This window comes from Vibrio sp. SCSIO 43155 (assembly GCF_023716605.1).
In the GTDB taxonomy this organism is placed as follows: Bacteria; Pseudomonadota; Gammaproteobacteria; order Enterobacterales; family Vibrionaceae; genus Vibrio; species Vibrio harveyi.
Genome location: NZ_CP071852.1, coordinates 2,024,633 through 2,042,063 on the forward strand (window position 1 = coordinate 2,024,633; position 17,431 = coordinate 2,042,063).

General features: G+C 45.1%; 18 protein-coding genes. 6 read left to right on the forward strand and 12 right to left on the reverse strand.

Translation table 11 applies throughout. The features are described from left to right. The first annotated feature begins 3 nt into the window (after window positions 1–3). The 3 genes from J4N44_RS09070 (at window position 4) to J4N44_RS09080 (ending at window position 3,254) form a co-directional block, all read left to right on the forward strand. Window positions 4–1,110, forward strand: coding sequence for an HlyD family secretion protein (locus tag J4N44_RS09070; RefSeq protein WP_252044289.1), 1,107 nt, complete (start codon window positions 4–6; stop codon window positions 1,108–1,110). Further along, on the forward strand, window positions 1,100–2,101 hold the full coding sequence (locus tag J4N44_RS09075; RefSeq protein WP_252044292.1) for a DUF2955 domain-containing protein: 1,002 nt from the start codon (window positions 1,100–1,102) through the stop codon (window positions 2,099–2,101). Before J4N44_RS09070 ends, J4N44_RS09075 begins: the two co-directional genes overlap by 11 nt. Window positions 2,102–2,234: 133 nt before the next feature. After that, window positions 2,235–3,254, forward strand: coding sequence for an FUSC family protein (locus J4N44_RS09080; protein ID WP_239923462.1), 1,020 nt, complete (start codon window positions 2,235–2,237; stop codon window positions 3,252–3,254). A gap of 66 nt (window positions 3,255–3,320) precedes the next feature. Here J4N44_RS09080 and J4N44_RS09085 read toward each other — a convergent pair whose 3' ends face one another. Continuing rightward, on the reverse strand, window positions 3,321–4,190 hold the full coding sequence (locus J4N44_RS09085; protein WP_239923461.1) for a LysR family transcriptional regulator: 870 nt from the start codon (window positions 4,188–4,190) through the stop codon (window positions 3,321–3,323). Window positions 4,191–4,302: 112 nt separating this feature from the next. Here J4N44_RS09085 and J4N44_RS09090 point away from each other — a divergent pair, with 112 nt between their 5' ends. The 3 genes from J4N44_RS09090 (at window position 4,303) to J4N44_RS09100 (ending at window position 6,862) form a co-directional block, all read left to right on the forward strand. Next, complete coding sequence (locus tag J4N44_RS09090; protein WP_017190306.1) at window positions 4,303–5,514, forward strand: MFS transporter; 1,212 nt, start codon at window positions 4,303–4,305, stop codon at window positions 5,512–5,514. 82 nt (window positions 5,515–5,596) lie between these two features. Beyond that, window positions 5,597–6,178 (forward strand): DUF1415 domain-containing protein, encoded by a 582-nt coding sequence (locus J4N44_RS09095; protein WP_199478990.1) that lies wholly within the window; start codon window positions 5,597–5,599, stop codon window positions 6,176–6,178. 108 nt (window positions 6,179–6,286) lie between these two features. Next, window positions 6,287–6,862: a nucleoside triphosphate pyrophosphohydrolase family protein gene (locus tag J4N44_RS09100; RefSeq protein WP_252044294.1), complete on the forward strand. Its 576-nt coding sequence runs from the start codon at window positions 6,287–6,289 to the stop codon at window positions 6,860–6,862. A 90-nt stretch (window positions 6,863–6,952) separates the two neighbouring features. Here the strand turns inward: J4N44_RS09100 and J4N44_RS09105 are convergent, their stop codons facing one another. The 11 genes from J4N44_RS09105 to cobC all read right to left on the reverse strand — a co-directional run bounded on the left by J4N44_RS09105 (window position 6,953) and on the right by cobC (window position 17,425). Then, on the reverse strand, window positions 6,953–7,726 hold the full coding sequence (locus tag J4N44_RS09105) for a nucleotidyltransferase domain-containing protein (RefSeq protein ID WP_252044296.1): 774 nt from the start codon (window positions 7,724–7,726) through the stop codon (window positions 6,953–6,955). Between the two features lie 32 nt (window positions 7,727–7,758). Then, window positions 7,759–8,265, reverse strand: coding sequence for a P-loop nucleotide/nucleoside kinase family protein (locus J4N44_RS09110; protein ID WP_009697382.1), 507 nt, complete (start codon window positions 8,263–8,265; stop codon window positions 7,759–7,761). Between the two features lie 547 nt (window positions 8,266–8,812). Further along, entirely contained in the window at window positions 8,813–9,229 is a 417-nt protein-coding gene (locus tag J4N44_RS09115) for a lysozyme inhibitor LprI family protein (protein ID WP_009697380.1), read from the reverse strand. 163 nt (window positions 9,230–9,392) lie between these two features. Then, window positions 9,393–9,749: a hypothetical protein gene (locus J4N44_RS09120; RefSeq protein WP_017190311.1), complete on the reverse strand. Its 357-nt coding sequence runs from the start codon at window positions 9,747–9,749 to the stop codon at window positions 9,393–9,395. Window positions 9,750–9,802: 53 nt separating this feature from the next. Beyond that, complete coding sequence (locus J4N44_RS09125; RefSeq protein WP_045452642.1) at window positions 9,803–10,324, reverse strand: hypothetical protein; 522 nt, start codon at window positions 10,322–10,324, stop codon at window positions 9,803–9,805. A gap of 58 nt (window positions 10,325–10,382) precedes the next feature. Further along, window positions 10,383–11,564 (reverse strand): hypothetical protein, encoded by a 1,182-nt coding sequence (locus tag J4N44_RS09130; protein WP_252044298.1) that lies wholly within the window; start codon window positions 11,562–11,564, stop codon window positions 10,383–10,385. Between the two features lie 246 nt (window positions 11,565–11,810). Next, on the reverse strand, window positions 11,811–12,578 hold the full coding sequence (gene btuD / locus J4N44_RS09135) for a vitamin B12 ABC transporter ATP-binding protein BtuD (RefSeq protein WP_252044299.1): 768 nt from the start codon (window positions 12,576–12,578) through the stop codon (window positions 11,811–11,813). Continuing rightward, entirely contained in the window at window positions 12,565–13,560 is a 996-nt protein-coding gene (gene btuC, locus J4N44_RS09140; protein ID WP_009697375.1) for a vitamin B12 ABC transporter permease BtuC, read from the reverse strand. Before btuC ends, btuD begins: the two co-directional genes overlap by 14 nt. Before the next feature lie 102 nt (window positions 13,561–13,662). After that, window positions 13,663–14,691, reverse strand: coding sequence for a succinylglutamate desuccinylase (locus J4N44_RS09145; RefSeq protein ID WP_252044301.1), 1,029 nt, complete (start codon window positions 14,689–14,691; stop codon window positions 13,663–13,665). 237 nt (window positions 14,692–14,928) lie between these two features. Beyond that, the gene (locus J4N44_RS09150; RefSeq protein WP_252044304.1) at window positions 14,929–16,728 is read right to left on the reverse strand and encodes a M3 family oligoendopeptidase; all 1,800 of its coding nucleotides are present in this window, start codon (window positions 16,726–16,728) and stop codon (window positions 14,929–14,931) included. A gap of 82 nt (window positions 16,729–16,810) precedes the next feature. Beyond that, window positions 16,811–17,425, reverse strand: coding sequence for an alpha-ribazole phosphatase (cobC, locus tag J4N44_RS09155; RefSeq protein WP_252044306.1), 615 nt, complete (start codon window positions 17,423–17,425; stop codon window positions 16,811–16,813). Window positions 17,426–17,431: the final 6 nt, after the last annotated feature.

Below are 17,431 nucleotides of genomic sequence, written 5' to 3' on the forward strand. Positions count from 1 at the left end.
TATATGTCAGAGACAGCAGCAGAAAACCAAGTAAGCCAGACGCCGCAACCGGTTAATAAGGTCAAGCGCACAACCAATGCATTATTGGCACTCACTATGGTGTCCATTGGTACAGCGATAGTGGCAGATCGCATCATTCCGACAACCGATAATGTCCGTGTGGAAGGCAATGTCGTCTCATTGATCCCACAAGTTTCTGGCCAAGTAGACAGCATCAGCATTAAACCAAATACCGAAGTCAAAAAAGGCGATGTGCTACTGCAAATCAATACCACCGATCACCAGATTGCGGTCAAGCAAGCAGAAGTAAAGCTCAAGATCGCAGGACAGAATGTTGGCTCGCAAATGGCAGGTGTGATGTCAGCACAAGCTCAATTGACCACCGCGCTCGTGGCCCAAGAAAATGCTAAACGCCAAGGGCAACGAGTTTTAGCCATGGCAGAAAAAGGCGTGGTTTCAAAATCAGATGCAGATACGACTCGCGCAGCCATTGATAAAGCGAATGCCGATGTCGTTAACGCCAAAGCGAACCTAGAAAAAGCAAAAGCTCAGGTGGGAGCGGCAGGTGAAGAGAACGCTCAGATCCAATCGGCTTTACTAGAACTGCAACAAGCGCAACTGAACTTATCACGCACGACAATGCGAGCACCTTCTGATGGCGCTGTGACCAATTTTAATTTGTCTCAAGGCGCTTATGCCACAGCAGGTTCTCCTTTGATGACGTTTGTTGAAAGCGACGGCTTATGGCTTGAAGCCTTCTTCCGCGAAAACAGCATGGGCAACATTAACGCCGGAGATAAAGTTGAAATTGCACTCGATTATGCTCCCGGACAAACCTTCTCTGGCACAGTATCTTCAGTAGATTTAGGGGTTGCATGGGGCGCGAATAATCAGCCAGGCACCTTAGCCACCGTGAAAAATCAAAATGGTTGGCTGCGCGATACACAACGTATGCCCGTGACCATTAAGCTCGATGATAAACATGCGGCTGACTTCATGCGCATCGGTGGACAAGCAGATGTGGTGATCTACACAGAGAGCAACGCTCTATTTAACTTTCTGGGTAAGGTTTGGATCAATCTAGTGAGCGTGTTCTCTTATGTTAGATAGTCTGAGTCAAGCACAAGAACGTCGAATACTGCGCTATGTTGTCACCGTAGGTTTGGCTACTTTTATCGCGTTATGGTTTAACTGGTCTTTGGCATTTTGTACGCCTCTTTTGACGGCAAAATTCATCGTCGATAAACCCCAGTTTCATATCCTGCATGTCAAACAACTTGGCTATGCGTTGATCTCCACCGCGGTCATTGGCTTTTTGGTATCGAGCGGCTTGCCAGAGTACAAAATAGGTTTTCTGGCTGTACTGTCGTTGGGCATGTTGTGGAGCTATTACCTATTTACCGATCCAAAATGGGTAATGTTTGCCACTTTCTTGATGATTGCCCTAATTTTGATTCCATCGGTTACCATTATAGACAAGCAAGCCGCGTTAGACGTGGGCATCGGTTTTGCGTTTTCTGGTATCGTCGCCGTAGCGCTTTACGGGGTGTCGCATGTTTACTTCCCAGAAGAGGATGCGACTGAATTTGCTGGCTTCCCTCCCTCCCCTCTAACTCAAGGAGTTCGTTGGAATGCTGCGATTCGAGCTTGGATGATGTCGTTTCCCTTGGTTTGTTTTTATTTCTATTTCCAACTGTCGCAAATATTACTCACCGTTGCGTTTGTCATGCTGCTTTCTCTGATGGCAACCAGCGACAAAGCGGGCAAAACATCATTGTTTTTTGTTATCAGTAATGTGTTAGGAGGACTACTCGCTTTCGCCGCTTTCGTTACCATTTCTCTGGTGCCAAATATGTACATCTACATGCTAGTGATGTTGGTGGTTATTACGTTACTTGGGACCAAGATTTACACCGAGCCCGCCAAAGCCCCAGTCTACGCCACTGCATTTACGGGCTTTATGGTGTTAATGGGTACCTCCATGAGCAGCGGTGCGCTAGACGATAAGTTTTACGTTCGGATATGGCAGTTAGTGTTGGTCGTTGCCTACATGGTATTTGTGACCTATTTCTTCGAATCTCGCGACAAGAAGACCGCGTAGTCGCATTAAGCTTGGGCACTTTATGCTGCTCAAGCTTTCATCACTATTGTCGCAAACTGGCAATGAATATTTCATCAAATTGGTAATCTCATACCTTCCATATTGTTATTCACTGAAGGATGGGAAATACGCCATGCTCGATTCACTCGCTCAAAAATTCATCCCGCCAAAGCCTTACCTTGTGCTAGGCAACCGCATGTTTTTGCTTTCTATCGTGCTGCTTATCATCAGTGCGTATTTTTATGATGTCGGAGAAGCTTTTGTGGCGGTGGAAGTGGGAATCATCCACTACCTATACAATCTCAAATTCAGTACGACAAAAGACACCCTGCTAGGTAGCCTTCATCCTTTGGTCATGACATTAACTGCGGTACCACTTTCCATGGTGCCTATCACTTATGCGCCTTTTACTAGTGCGCTGTTTGCCTTCTTACTCGTCATAACAGAGCGCGATAAACACCACCAAGGAGTACCAAAGTACATTCTGCCGCTGACGTTTATGTTGTTATCGATGATGATGCCGGTAGATATCCCAGCCACAGAACTTATGCTTCAACGTTCAGTATCGGTTGTGCTTGGCATCACTGTGGCGATCATTGCTAGTACGCTGGTTTGGAAAAACGCCAACACCCAGAATGGCTCGATGAGCACCACACATAAAATTAGTCGTGTTGATCTCAAGTACTCCAGCCGCAAGGCGCTAGGGATTGGCTTGGTGCTGTCGCTAGGTATATGGGGTGGCACAGGAGCCGTTTTAGGTGCTTACCTATTTATGATGATCCACAGCCCGTTCAGCAAAGATTTAGCACCGAAAGCTTGGCAACGTTTGAACGGAACCTTGCTTGGCGCATTAGTTTATTTGCCTGTGGGATTGCTATTGGGCTCGTTCAACTCCGACATGGCAATGACAATAACCATGTGGGTTTTGGTCATCGCTTCGTTATACGGCATCCTTGTGTATCTCGAACACAACTACACCATTGCCACGGCTTGTATCATGCTGCTTATTCTTACTGTATCGGTAGGTCCTTTTAATCCGGAAATGGCTGAGTTGATATTTTCCCAGCGGGTATTGTTCACCGTAATTGGCGGCGCTGCCATGGTGGCTCTTGGGGTATTGATACCACTTAATGAGAAAGAGATAACTGCATAAAAAAGAAAAGCCTCCCAATTAAAGGGAGGCTTTCCATTGAACAGTTTGGTTTTAATTGGATGCAAATCAAACATACCGCTTCACAAAATCAATAAAAGTACGGTCGGCAATGGATAGATAGCCTTGTTTTCGCCACGCGAGTGCAAGGTCGAGCTTAACGCTCGGTTCAAATGGAATACCCACCACACCCTGTTCATGTTGTGTCACCAATTCTAGGAGCGCAGTAATAGCAAATTCTTGTTTAACGATACTCAGAATGAGTGGCAGCAAGTTGGTTTCGAATGAGGACTTCATCGTAAAGCCATGCTCTTCACTGACGTGGTCTAAGAATTCTCGGTGGAAGTAGCCATGTTGGAACATCACCAAATCATGCTCGAAAAACTGATCAAATGTGATGGCATTACGCTGAGCTAAATCATGTTCCGGAGCCACAACGGCAACCATTTGGCTAGTAAACAGATGGTCAGTTTCTAAGTCCTCTGGTACATCGTCACAGCTGATCACGCCAATATCGAGCTGACCATTAAGTAACATTCGACGGATAGACTGAGTGCCCGCCTCCACCAGCGTCAGCTTTAAATCTGGATACTGGCTCTTAAACGCCATGACAATTCGAGGGAAAAAATAGCTGCCCATCATTGAAGGCGTACCAAGGCGCACTTCCCCTTTGGCTAAACCTTTGAGTTCATCAATCGCTAGCTGCGCATCGTGTAGTTGCTGAATCACTCGTTTAGCGTGAACCAACAGGGTTTCCCCTTCTTTGGTTAAGCTGATTTTCTTTTCTTCTCGGCGAAACAGCGTCACGCCAAGAGACTGTTCGAACTTCTTAATTGAAATGCTTAACGCTGGCTGAGCAATGTGCAAAGCCTTAGCTGCATGAGTAATGTTGCCGTGTTTCGCGACCGCCAAAAAGTGTTTGAGTTGTTTCGATTCCATTAGATCAAAAATATATACCAACCATATTTTTAATATATTTTTTCAATCCACAACTAACTGATAGATTGATCACAGTTTCTTTATATTTGCTCGCTCGCATTAGGCAGGACTCATGGTCAGTTTCGGCACTCCGGAATACAAACGCATTACGCTATCTCTGGCACTCGGCTCGTTTTTGGTTTTCTCGAACCTATATCTCCTTCAGCCGATGCTGCCAAGCTTTGCGGCGCACTTTCAGATCTCGGAAACGCAGGTCAACTGGCTATTCGCCGCCACCACACTGGCTCTCTCCTTTAGCTTGGTCCCGATGGCTGTGCTCTCTGAATCGATTGGGCGCAAACCTGTAATGATGTTTGGTCTGTTTTCGATCCCTGCTATCTCCGCATTAATGCTGCTTGGCGATTCGTTTTTGTTCTTAGTGGTTTGTCGCGCTTTGATCGGTGTTGCGCTTGCCGCGTTTGCTGCTGTTGCCGTTGCTTATATGGCGGAAGAGCTAGATAAACACGCATTTTCAATGGCGATCGGTACTTATATCGCAGCCAATTCATTGGGAGGGATCGCAGGGCGTATCAGCGGAGGTTTGTTGGCAGACAACTTCAGCATCGATGTCGCCATCGAAGTCATGATGCTATTCACCCTTATCGGTGTGGTCAGCGTGCATTACTTGCTGCCAAAACAGAAAAACTTCACCCCTTCTTCGAGCAGTTTAAGGCATCACAATCGAGCTATTATCGGACACTTCAAAAATCAACGTGTGTGGTTTGCCATGCTGATTGGCGGTTTGAACTTTGCGTTGTTCGTTAATCTTTATTCGGTAATGGGATTCCGCTTGGTCAGTGCGCCACATAATGTGCCAGTCGGGTTAGCTTCTCTCATATTTGTTTGCTATTTGGGTGGTACGTTTTCTTCCCGTTGTGCCGGACATTGGAGTAAACGCTTTTCACCGATACTTGGCATGTTTTTAGGCTCTATCGTCAGTATGGCTGGCATGTGGATTGCGGTGATTGAAAGCATACCTGCGATGCTGACAGGCTTGCTGTTGATCAGCTTCGGCGCCTTCTTCACTCACACACTTGCTTACGGCTGGGTTGGACAAAACGCAACACAAGCAAAAGCGACGGCGACCGCATTGTATCTCGTGCATTACTATATTGGCGGCAGTTTAGGTGGATTCCTATTGCTCTATTGCTGGCAAAACGGCGGTTGGTCGAGTGTACTAATTGGCGGTAGCACACTGTACATTGCCATGTTCGCTGCTATCGCATTCTTAAAACACATTACAGAGCGAATTGACGCTGGCGATAACGCAGATATAACTGCTTAGCAAGGCGTTACGCCCTATTGATTTTATGTTGTGGCGTTGGTCTGCTATGCTTGCGCTACATTCATAAAAGCAAGAAAGTCGTATGCCAACGCGCTCAACACAAGAATCACCAAACACCGATATCAATGCGATCACAGAGCAAGTCGATCAATGGCTCAATGATGTCGTGATCGGGTTAAATCTCTGCCCGTTCGCCGCTAAGCCACAGCGCAATAAACAAATCAAAATCTTCGTTAGTGAAGCCTCGCAAGAAGAAGGTCTACTTGAAGACATTTTGCTGCAACTGATCGAACTCAGTAATACCGAGCCAGAAAAATTGGAGACAACCTTGGTTGTGGTTCCAAACATGCTGCAAGATTTCTGGGATTACAACTTCTTCATTGATTGGGTTGAAGGTTTGATCAAACAGCAAGATTGGGAAGGCATTTTCCAAGTTGCCACCTTCCATCCAGATTACTGCTTTGGCGGTACAGAACCAGAAGATGATGAGAACCTGACGAATCGCTCTCCATACCCAGTGTTTCATTTGATCCGTGAGGAGAGCATGGAAAAGGTACTTAAGCACTACCCTGATCCAGAGTCCATTCCAGATACCAATATTGCACGTGTTTCAGCGCTTTCAGAGGAAGAACGTAAGAAGCTCTTCCCTTACCTATTTCGCTAAGACTCACTCCCCAAGAGACAGAATTCTAACCAGTTAGAATGGGATCGCTTGGGGATTAAAGTTCGGTTTGATATGATTGCAACTTCAATCGATTCAATGGACATTAGAATGCAACTGTCAAAGCTAACCCAAGAGATTTTTGATCACCTATACCGTGACATCACCGAGTTCCGTAGCACTTTCGACCTACCAGTGGCGGATATTGCAAGCCTAGACGCACAAGCAGATACACTACACACTTCTCTTGCGATCGAAGAGCTTACTGAACTAGCGGAAGCGGATTGCAAAACCGAGCAAGCAGACGCAATCATTGACAGCGTTTACGTTCTAATGGGTCGTCTAGTACACCTTGGTGACAGCAAAGTTGAAGATAACCTAGCGATCAGCTACCTGATCGATCTACTGCTTAACGTAGCGGTGAACCGTGGTATCGACTTTATCCCTTGCTGGGACGAAGTGCACTCAAGCAACATGAGCAAAGTGTGCCGTAACGAGCAAGAATATGCAGAAACAGAAGCGTTCTACGCTGAACAAGGCATTAAGCTGATGGCGGTTCAAAAAGGCGAATACATCATTGCGAAATGCGCAGAAGATTTTGTATCTGAAGGCAAAACGGTACGTAAAGGTAAGGTTCTAAAATCGGTTTACTACCGTCCTGCAGACCTTAAGCCGCTTACACAATAAGTCGTCGATTAGGTACAACAGATGAAATTCAGCGCCCACAATACTCGATATTGTGGGCGTTTTTTTATTCTGAGCGTTCTTGATAAACAATCAACTTTGCAAAGCCCTAGCATTGATGTATTGACTTAACCGCTGATAAAGTGCGATGGCATCTATTTTGGACGCTATGTTGCCTATTGCACATTGGTAAGCAAGATCAATATCTTGATGTTGATTTGGGTAGTATTTTCTCGCTACTTCGACACATTCAGGCAAGTTGATATACCAACTGCCGTCCTTCTCAGCGACAAAATAGTAGGCAGCTCTTATCAACTTCTTACCAATCACTTTTGCTACCGCTTTGTCACTCATTTGCGCAAAACGACCACTCATTTGCTCCAAAAAAACCGCGAGGTCACTATTGAGAGCTTCAGCGATTTCAAAGCTGGGTTTATGTGACACAAGCTCTTTTGATAAATCATTTCCCCAAATGCAGCAGCAACAGTGTTTGAGCCAAAATTGCCAATGGTATTTTTCTTTTGGGTCTAGAACACGATGACGCTCACCTGGGTCAATATCAAGTTTGCTTATTTGCGGATAAGCTTTGGGGATGCTTGAAGACAGTTTGTTGAATATGCCCAGTTCATTTTGACTCACCGGTGCGGTCAGTATTACGGAAACATCGAGATCTGAGTGCCCCAGCATTGCTGTGCCTCTGGGAACGCTGCCGTACAAGTAGATACCATCTATTTGTTTTGGAAGTTGCGTTATCAACTCACCAACAACGACCTCAACAACTGGTTGGAACTCTATTTGAATATTTTCTGGTGAACAGTCATTGCGGATAAAGCCCTGGGCATCGAGACCATTATCTCGCTTGTGCATGGCGAATCTCCATCATAAAAGGAATGCTAAATTCAAATACCAAGCTTTTCGACCAATTTGGCAAACGACGTTTCGATACTGTCTGCTGCCGTATCAATCTTGACGACTTCCGTCTTCCAAGCCTCGTAGTGACGAGCTTTTACTTGTTGCCAATTCGGTAGCTGCAGGTTCTCAACTTCATTCTTACGAGAATCAACACGTTGTTTATGCTCATTCTCATCCGAGCAACTTATCTCTATGTTAACAAAGTGAGCAGACATGCTTGTTGCCACTTGCTGCCATTCATGCCGTGTAAGCTCTATGGGGTTACAAGAGTCAGCGATACAACTCAACCCAAGTTCAAGGTTATCTCGGATGATCCGGTAACTTAGCCGATAACCCTCACCTTCAACCTTGAAATGACACAAATCACGTAGACCTTGCTCTATAGTATCGACGCGTACATACATCGCGCCAACTCTTGCGGCTAATAGCTTTGCTAACGTCGACTTACCAGACGCAGGAAGACCAGAAAAAATGTACAAGGTAGGAATCGTCAAATGAACTCCTTCTCTATTAAATGCCATAAGCTTGAAATACATGATTCAAAAGAATGATGCTAAAGAATATCAAAGCGACATGCCAAACATTCGTCACCATCAATGTACTCTGCGAACCAATAATGCCCATCTTCCAATTCTCGATAATTGACCAAAGTATATGATTTGGAAAACCGATATTGCAATACAATGAGCTTATTGCATTTTGGCGGCCAACTCGTTGTTTCAACAATTAAATTGTTGTTTTTCAGCTCAGATTTAAGGATCTCAGTTAGAAGGAGACTTTGGAACATGCTATCGGTCCTCAAAAGAAGTGCTAGCTCTCCAACAAGAGAAGAAACTTACAGCTAAATTTACCCGCAAAATGCCCTGCGTTCAGGTTCTGAATCACATTTGCCCTCTTTGGCATAAAACACTTCCCATTTACTGCCTGAGTGGGCTAAACAGCATCTCTCATCCGCTATACCGTTTAGCGTGATAGAAGCCGTGTTGAGGTTAAGTACGTTGACGCGTTTTAAAAAATGAATCTATCTGCGTTTAAGTAACACTACTCAACATTTGGTTCGGGTAAAACCGGTGGCGTACTATCCATGTAGGTTAAGAAGTTTTGCCAAATTTCGTGAGTTCTTTGTTGAGTTAATTGAGTTTCGCAGGAAATAGCCATCACGCCACGAATTGTCCCTTCACGCCACTGCGTATATACCGAATCACAATGCGACGTCACATACGCTTGCCAATCTTTTTGTGCAACTTGAATCGCTTTAATCAGCTCAGGATCATAAGAATTATGTTCGAAACTCGTTTCCAAATACTTATTTAGTTGCTTTTGAGCAGCCTCTAACTCAATGGCTGCACACTGATTAATCTCTAGGGTACTGACCGCGTTATTACAATCTATCGCTTCTTCTTGAGCAAATGCCATAGATGACAAACTCGTTAGAGCCACAATCACGTATTTTTTCATTCCTTTCTCCAAGTCAACGCAAGTAAATTTTCTTCTTGTTCTATGCCATTTCAAAGCTCGCATAAACCTCTTTTAGGTTTCGTTATTGTGCTTGCCTGTTTATCTTGATCCAGCTTTTCTTCCGTTTTAACCAAAACTCTAAAATAAGAAAAGGTCTCTTATCTTAATCACGCTCCGAAACGCGGCTCAGTTTTTTCAAAAAAGCAGGGTCGCTTTCTAAAGTAAAACACTTCACAAGTAGAGGCGACGTCTCTTTCTTATACTGAATCTGGGGCTCATAGTTACGAACTAATTCATTAACTTCAACGAATTTATCTGCGGGAATATGGCTCATCTGTACAATACCTGCCGAGATGCTTCTTATATCTTTTAAATCATAATTTTTGTATGAAAAATACTGATATAAACAATTTGCTTGTGCAAATTGAAGCAACGGTTGTTCGACTTTGGGTGAGAGCCCTCTCTCCGCTTGCACTGAAAATGCCAACCCTAAACTTAGTAAAGCAATGAGTCTTATCACTCTTCCTCCTTGTATATTCGTAAAGGCGCAACAAGAGCTGTGTCCTACATGATTTAGTGAATATCCCGTATTTCAATGTGACTTAATCTATTGATAAGTTGGGATGCCATCAAAGTTAACTTTCCTTCGTTAGCTTCAGAAATCGACCTGAGCGACTGCATTACATCGACTCTTAACGTTTCAAGTCCCGCTTTGTCGTTAGTGTCATAGGCGGTAAATGCCATTCCTTCCAACTCATCAAGCCAATTGTCGAATGATAGAGGCTGTTTCGAAAGTAACAATAAGGTGGTGTAAGGGTCCGCAATTAATGCCTTCAGAATTAATGGGGACACCTCCCCAGAAAGCGCTCCATCACGACGTTTCCAGATTTCAGTTAAAGTGAAGATGGTTGGTACTAATGTAGATGGGTTACTATCTTTAAGCGTGGTTTCGATCGTTTGATGGTTATCTATCATCCAGTTAAGTAAAAGATGTATCTCTGAGCTTTTAGCTGGTGATACCGTCGGATAAAGAAGAAAAGCAAAGAGTAATAACCTACTTTTAATCACTGTGGCTAAGCTGACATTAATATGCACCCCCTTACATTATTACCATCTAGTTTTTCGTATAACTTGTTTTCTAAGAGCTGCACTTTTATGTCTTGCTTAACATCTTCAGTGCAAACCTACCTCGCTCGGAGACAGAGTTTGATTTATCTGCTGAAAATCCCTGTGCGTATCTCTTTGCCTTACTACCAAGAGACTCTAACTCTCGAATAAGGAACTCAGCTGCAACTCTGCGAACAATAGGAGAAGCGTCGTGTGCTGAGCGGTTTAATAACTCGGCAGATGAAAGGGAGACACTAATCTGCCGTTCGTAGACGATGGGCTTGAACTGCCCTTCACAGTAACGAATATCTGTCCAAACCCACTCTCGACCATGAGTCCATGTAAGCCGTTTTTCGAAAAGAGCACGAAAAGCCTTGGCTCTTATACAAGGTTGAATAGCACTCTTCGCGATGTTAGTTAGATGCGTATCTAAAATGTTGGTCCGACTTAACTGAGAAAATAACGAGGGCATGGGACCGCAAGAAGAGTTCATCAATTTGGCGACAATAGCGTTTGCTACCTGGGGTCTGCTTATTATATTCAGCAATACTTGCTTTTCCGTCTCATCGATTCGTCCCCAAGAGTTCCAATGAACAAGGACTACGCTTGTCGCATTTGCAACGTCTTGAGGATCACTGTGCTTTGCTATCTTCGCTAATTGCTCTTTGGCGGCTTGGCGAACTTGAGGTGCCCAATCATTGAGTCTGCGTAGCGCCATACAAAGAAAAAATGCATTAGGCGCACCACCACACAACGTTCTGAGCGTATTCTCTCGTTTGCGTCCATCAGCACTAATTAAATCCAACCAAGTGCACATTTGTGAAGCGTGTTTCGTGTCTGATACCACTTTTGAAAACTGTGAGCGAATAAGCCTCTCCCAATAATCAAAGTTTGCTAGTGGTAAATTATCAGTCACACAAACCAGCTCTGTCATGTCTGCGATTACCTTCCCCCGAGCATTCAATGACATAGCGAAGTTGTTGACCGCAGCCATGACCTCAAATTCCTTACCTGGGAGCCAGTGTTCGAAGCGACCTGCCAGCTCCCCAACTGGTTCACCATCAAATTTAAAAGGTATTTGGTTTCGTTTTCGTAGGTCTTCAGTCTTTTCCGTTAAACGGGCTGATTCTAAATTGGGTTCGTCCATTGAGTTATAGTTCACATGACCATTAAATGAATATGGTTTGAAAGTACCTTTGTTTTGATGTCTTTCATCTTTATGTTTCACTATCAACTTTATAGGCAATTGAGATCAGCCTTCAAATAAGAAATGGCTTAGAAGCGTATAAAAATGGAATCGCTCGAAATATCACTGCAACTGCTAAAATAATCACTTGCACGAAAAGAGTGTTAGAGAAAACGGCTAATTGCAGCTTAGTATTGGCATTGAACATCACAGTCTTACAACCAGATTGACACTTTTTAGCGTGCTCTGTTTGATATCAACACGGCGGTTTTTAGCTGCGAATTCAAGTTAATCAAAAATCAAATAGGGTCTATCTTCCAATACGACTTTACGAACTTGAGTTTGGAAAACTTCTGCCAAGCCCTCTTCCGTGAGTACTTCATCTGCATGACCTAAAGAATGCAATACGCCGTTATTGAGCAGCAAGACTTTATCAGCGTGTTTAAGCGTTCGGTTTAGGTCGTGGTTTGCGACCAACACCCCAATCCCCTGCGCAGCGACGGCATTAATGAGCTGATATAGCAGTCCTTCTTGGGCAATATCCAGCGGCGCTGCGGGTTCATCCAAAATCAATAGCTGAGAGTAAGGGTTAATTGTGCGCCACACTTGCAAACACACTCCGGCTAAACGGACACGCTGCCATTCACCGCCGGATAATGTCTGAATACTTCGATGAAGCTTGTCTTGCAGTTGTACTAGCTCAATAACAATATTAACGGCATCTCGTACTTTCGCGTAGCTGATATTGGCACCAGTTGGCAATGAAAGTGCTAAGTATTGAAAGACATCAACATTGAATGCAGGTCTTGATTGCTGACACAAATACCCACGGATATGCGCTTGTTCTGAAAGTGGCATTGCTAGTAAGTTTTTATTGTCGACAAGTACTTCCCCACTCACGCCTTCACGCTGAGTTAAGGTACCAGATATCGCACCAAGTAATGTGCTTTTCCCGGAGCCGTTTGGACCCACGACATGGACAACCTCACCCGGCTTACATTCAAAGGAGAGCGGTAGCAGTCGGCTTCCCACTGCGATGTGCTTAACGTGCATCATGACTTTTCACCAGCATCCAAATGAAGATAGGAGCACCGATAGAAGTGGTCATCACTCCAAGCGGCAACTCAGCGGAATCAAGTAACAAACGCGCGCCGATATCCGCAAACACCAATAAGGCTGCGCCAGATATTGCCGACAGAGGCAGCAGGTAGCGGTTTTCTGTACCAAACGCCAATCGAAGCAGATGCGGTACGACTAAGCCCACAAAGCTAATGATCCCCCCCAATGCAACGGAGCCACCAACGAGAATGGAAATTGCCAAAATGAGTTTCCAGCGCATCTGATGAACATCAATACCCAGTTGAGTGGCATGGATTTCCCCTAGCATCAACTTATCAAGCGGTTTGCCCTTGCAGCAGAGCCAAATCAGCACAGGTAGCATGACCAAAGTCACGGTGTGCTGATACCAACTTGCCCCACCAATGCTGCCCATTAGCCAATACATTAACTGACGTAGGCTCAAGTCATCGCTAAAGTAGAATGCCCACGTCACAATCGCGCTCGACAAAATACCCAGTGCAACGCCGACGAGCAGCAACCGTGCGGTAGTAAGATGCATTGCCCTTGCGATACCAACCAATATGACGGTAAACAACATCGAACCGGCAATGGCAGCCAACATAAAGATCATTGGAGAAGGCAAAACCGGCAAGGCAAACATGACCAGCACCATTGCCAAACTCGCGCCCCCCGAGATCCCGAGAACGCCGGGTTCGGCTAATACGTTCCCGAGTAGAACTTGTAAGGTAGCACCAGAGACCGCCAATGCAGCCCCGATAATGGCGGCAGAAACCAAACGTGGCAGACGTAGATCCAACAAGAGTTTTTGTTCAAATGCAGAGAGAGACTGAAAAGGAGAAAGGAATACCTCTCCGACCATCAAGTGGATAGCAGAGAGCAGCACGAGAATCACTGACATGATCAAAAGATTGCGTTGCCAGCGTCGTTCCTTGTTCAGGATAAGTTGTTGAAAATCCATAGTAGCCGATAAATACAAACGAGGCTTAACCTTACAGTTAAGCCTCGGTAAATTGCAAATGTGTTCTTACGCTTTATTCGCTGAAATTAAAGCGATATGGCATTAATCGTAGACTAACTCACCATCTTCGTAGCGCGTTTTCACTTCACACACCATTAACGCTGCGCGTTGACCAATCGCGACGTGGCGATTTGGGAAAACAACGGCTTCGTTATCGTTCTTCGCCATCAATGGTTTGTCACCATCGTGACCAAACACTTCGCCGTGAACGAATGAGGTAAAGTTCTCGACGTTGTCATCAAACATGAAATCGAAATCTTCGTGCAAGCGTACAATCGTACGACTCACACGGTACTTGATACATGGTTTAGACAAGTGCTCCGCTTTCGCCTCTGCAATTAGGTTACGCAGTGACAAATCGAACGCAGTCAGTTTGTCTAAGTCGTTTTCACCAATGCGAGCCACTCGACCAAGCTCCATCGTCAAAGCTTGAGCGCCGTAGTTCTCTGCACTGAACCAGCTGAATGTGCTGGTTGGTGAGTTAGACAGTAGCACGGCTTCAATATGTGCACTGTCGAGAAAATCAATCAAGGCTTTGCTACGAACAGGATGGCGCGTTTTCGGACTCACCGCAAAGGTGTAGTGCTTTGAATCACGGATCGCGCAGTGCAAATCTAAGTGCCAGCGTGTTTCCGCTGCAGTATCTTGATAGAAATCTCTCACTAACAATTTGAGAGTGTCAGCAATCGCAAGCTCTTTGGTCGGCTCGTGCTCTTTCTCATCAAACAGTCGGTTAAGGTTTTCTTCTAAAAATCGCGTGTGCGCCAGAGTCGATTCTGGGTGAGCGATAATGAATAAGCATCGAGCCTCGACTTTCTGGAAGCCAGATTCGATGTCTTTGATAATTGAATCCACCAGCTCCATCGGTGCGGTTTCATCCCCGTGGACACCACAAGAGATGATGACGTTCTTGGTTTCCCGAGTGTATTCGTCAGGAATCACTTCTAGCACACCACGCTGATAGAGTTTAAGTTTTACACCATTAGACAGCACCTGCTCCGCTGGCGCGACATCAATATGAACATCTAACGTGTCAGTTAAAAACGATTGGCGAAAGAGAGACTTCGTCATGCGTTACTCCTTAATAGCACGGCGGTATGTTAATAAATTGTACAAAGGATTTTTGTTGTTGCGATCCCACTTATGAGTAGAAGCCGCCAAATTTATTTAAAATCCCATACCTTTTCGCGCCATGCACTCAAATCAAGCATTGAGGCGTTTATTTTTTAAACAATTACAAAGTGTTAGGGCTGTGAACTTTACCACAGCCCTAAAGAAGATCATTATGATTTGATCAACTTTTAGCGTTTATTCACCACGTTGTGCGAGTAAACGTTCAAATTCGTCTACTTTGTCACGAACTAGCTCCACACTCTGCTGCCAGAATTCGGGTTGCGTTAGATCCATTGAAAGATGCTTCTCGACAACCTCTTCAGCCATCATGTTGCCAGTGTCACGTAATAGATCTACGTAATCGTCGTAGAAACGCTCCCCTTTAGCTTCACGTTGAGCGTAGATACCTTTACTGAACAAGAAGCCGAACAAATATGGGTAGTTGTAGAAGCTCACCCCAGAGATTGAGAAGTGCAGTTTGCTCGCCCAGAAATAAGGGTCAGCTTCGCTCATCACATCGCCATACCAATCTTTCCACGTTTCTGACATCAGCTCACAGAAATCATCTGCTGTCAGTTCGCCCTCTTGGCGACGCTCGTAGAAAGCTTTTTCGAATTCGTAACGAACGGGAATATTGATCATCAGCGCCAACGCCGAAGAGAGCTCTTCCCACAGCATTTCGAGCTTATCATCCACACTTTCTGCTTTTGAAATCAGATGATCACGAACGATGTTTTCAGCGAAAATTGAAGCAGTTTCTGCCAACGTCATTGGGTAATACGTTTGGCAAAGCGGTAAGTCACGAATCACCCAATTGTGGAAGGCATGACCAAGCTCATGAGCCAGCGTCATCAGATCTGAGCGGCTACCACTCCACGTCATAAACACGAGCGGCGTACGCGTCGCCGGCAGCTTAGTACAGTATGCACCAAGGCGTTTATTGGCATTAGGCGCAGCATCAATCCAGCCGTTTTGTACCATCATGCGGACAAACTCGGACATGTCTGGATTCACGGTTTCAAACGCTTCACAAATGACGTCGATTGCTTCATCGAAGGGATAAACTTTCGCTTCACCACTCAAAGCAGGCATCGCAGCAAGATGGTTCCATGGTTTCATCTCATCCAGACCGTGGACCTTCGCCATTAACAAACCGGCTTTTTGACCAATCTCACGGCTGTCTTTAGCGACTTTCATCATGGCATCCAACGTTTCCGCTTTGATTCGGCTGCCATGTAAGCTTGGATCAAGGAAATGGACATCACGTTTGGTAGAACGCTTTTTATTCTCTGTTAAACGCCAACCTGAAAGCGCGTTAAGGATAGAAGCGAAAGATTCTTGATGTGTTGCCATCGCCTTTTGAACGCCACGCCACGCAGCTTCTTGGCGATCAAATTCAGAGCCATAAAGAATGCTTGCTGCTTGCGAGAAGCCAAGCTCTTCACTTTCACCATCAGCGTAGTCAAGCTTCACTTTCAAAGAACCCGTAAGGTTGTTGTATAACTTACCCCACGCAGATTTTCCATCCACGCTCATTGCCGCTAATAGCTTTTCTTCTTCGGTGCTTAAGCGTGTGTCCGCCAGTTTGCGGGAGTTCAGGATTGAAAACGCCTGACCACTGATGTCTGGATTTTCATGATCCAAAACGCGAGTAATGAACTCTTCATCAGCGTGAGTCAATTTAAGCTCAAACGCACTGTAAGCTTGAGAAAGCTCAGAGAAAATACGCGTCATACGACCCAGCAGTGCTTTCGCCTCTGCATTTGTCGCATCCACCGACGCGTAACAGTTAGCGAAGTTCGCAATAGTGCCAGCCAAACGGCTTGCCGCCTCGCTGGTTAAGATTGCGTTTTGCATCACTTCAACAGAGTTACAATCGGTAGACTGTTTATTGAGTAGGTCAATGCATTGCTCTACAAGGACAATGTCATCTTGAATTCGTGGGTCAGCGAGATCGTTATAAACGATGGATAAATCCCAGCTAGGAGCGGTCATTTATGGTTCCTTTTGATGTAATCGAGCCAGCTCTTTTCTCTCTTAAACTCGGTAGAGATCCAAGCGTTGGCTACTTCCGTGACTAATTTTCAAATAGTGGTACGCCTATCGAACGAACTGAGGCGTAAATCTGATCATCGATGGTAATTGTTATATGTGTTACTGACGCATTTCCTATCGCTAATGTCGAATACCATCGCGGATTGCGCCAATCTACACCCAATACATGGGCAAGAATCATTCTAATTACGCCACCATGCGTGACAATTAGCAAGTTGTCATTGATATCGTTGATGATTTGAGACCAAGCACAAGTTACACGATGAGAGAAATCATCCAAGCTCTCAGCATTCGGTAAGGTGTGTTGTGCCGGTGCTTTCCAAAACGCGTCGAGCTTATTCCAGTGCTCAGAAAGCATGTCAAATGGGATGCCGTCGAAATCACCAAAATCCAATTCTTGAAGTTGTGATTCCACACTTAAAGGCAAAAGTTGCTGCTCCGCAAGTATCTCAGCAAGGTCGTGACAACGTGACAAAGGAGAGCTGATGATCCCTTCTACTTCTCGACCCGTTTGTTGCCAGGCTTGAGCAATTTTGCGTTGCTCAGCTTCATCGACTTTTAAATCGGCTTGTCCGTGTAAACCTGGGGCTGCGTTCACTTTCCCGTGTCGCAGTAAGTAGATATTCAGCGTTTTCATCTCTTC

Bases quoted from the DNA above. Each gene is read 5' to 3' on its own strand.
- J4N44_RS09095 (WP_199478990.1), top strand. From the start codon at position 5,597: ATGCCAACGCGCTCAACACAAGAATCACCAAACACCGATATCAATGCG.
- J4N44_RS09145 (WP_252044301.1), bottom strand. From the start codon at position 14,691: ATGACGAAGTCTCTCTTTCGCCAATCGTTTTTAACTGACACGTTAGAT.
- J4N44_RS09075 (WP_252044292.1), top strand. From the start codon at position 1,100: ATGTTAGATAGTCTGAGTCAAGCACAAGAACGTCGAATACTGCGCTAT.
- cobC (WP_252044306.1), bottom strand. From the start codon at position 17,425: ATGAAAACGCTGAATATCTACTTACTGCGACACGGGAAAGTGAACGCA.
- J4N44_RS09115 (WP_009697380.1), bottom strand. From the start codon at position 9,229: ATGAAAAAATACGTGATTGTGGCTCTAACGAGTTTGTCATCTATGGCA.
- J4N44_RS09085 (WP_239923461.1), bottom strand. From the start codon at position 4,190: ATGGAATCGAAACAACTCAAACACTTTTTGGCGGTCGCGAAACACGGC.
- J4N44_RS09070 (WP_252044289.1), top strand. From the start codon at position 4: ATGTCAGAGACAGCAGCAGAAAACCAAGTAAGCCAGACGCCGCAACCG.
- btuD (WP_252044299.1), bottom strand. From the start codon at position 12,578: ATGATGCACGTTAAGCACATCGCAGTGGGAAGCCGACTGCTACCGCTC.
- J4N44_RS09150 (WP_252044304.1), bottom strand. From the start codon at position 16,728: ATGACCGCTCCTAGCTGGGATTTATCCATCGTTTATAACGATCTCGCT.
- J4N44_RS09080 (WP_239923462.1), top strand. From the start codon at position 2,235: ATGCTCGATTCACTCGCTCAAAAATTCATCCCGCCAAAGCCTTACCTT.
- btuC (WP_009697375.1), bottom strand. From the start codon at position 13,560: ATGGATTTTCAACAACTTATCCTGAACAAGGAACGACGCTGGCAACGC.
- J4N44_RS09100 (WP_252044294.1), top strand. From the start codon at position 6,287: ATGCAACTGTCAAAGCTAACCCAAGAGATTTTTGATCACCTATACCGT.
- J4N44_RS09105 (WP_252044296.1), bottom strand. From the start codon at position 7,726: ATGCACAAGCGAGATAATGGTCTCGATGCCCAGGGCTTTATCCGCAAT.
- J4N44_RS09090 (WP_017190306.1), top strand. From the start codon at position 4,303: ATGGTCAGTTTCGGCACTCCGGAATACAAACGCATTACGCTATCTCTG.